Source organism: Mesorhizobium sp. M2E.F.Ca.ET.219.01.1.1 (assembly GCF_004016445.2).
Classification (GTDB): domain Bacteria; phylum Pseudomonadota; class Alphaproteobacteria; order Rhizobiales; family Rhizobiaceae; genus Mesorhizobium.
This window is the reverse complement of sequence record NZ_SADT02000044.1, coordinates 1-495: the sequence shown is the minus strand read 5'-3', so window position 1 is coordinate 495 and position 495 is coordinate 1. Positions and strand designations below refer to the sequence as shown.

The 495-nt window shown below is 69.3% G+C and carries 1 pseudogene; it reads right to left on the bottom strand.

The features are described from left to right. Positions 1–495, bottom strand: a pseudogene (locus EN862_RS34835) (DNA polymerase IV); the annotation flags it as partial.

The window sequence follows — 495 nt, the reverse complement described above, 5'->3', positions numbered from 1 at the left end:
CGGCCATGGCGCCGATGTCGGTGTCGAAGGTGGTCTCGGCCGACACGCTCTTGGCGTCGCCATCCGGGTCGACCCGGCGGTCGTCCTCGCCGCGCGAGAGCCGGTAAAGCCGGTCGCCCATCACGCCATAGCGGCGCATCAGCTCGGCCCGCTCCATGCGTTGAAGCTGGCCGATGCTGCGGATGCCGTCGCGTCCCAGCGTGGCGGCGAAGGCCTTGCCGACGCCCCAGATCATCGTCACCGGCTGTTCGGCCAGGAAGTCCATCGCCTCGGCCTCGCCGATCACCGAAAGGCCGCGCGGCTTGCGGAAGTCGGACGCCACCTTGGCGAGGAACTTGCAGTAGGAAAGACCGGCCGAGACGGTGATGCCGAGCTCCTTTTCCACGGACAGCGCGAAACGCGCCAGGACGAGGGCAGGGGGCATGCCGTGCAGGCGCTCGGTGCCGGCAAGATCGAGGAAGGCCTCGTCGATGGAGAGCGGCTCGACCAGCGGCG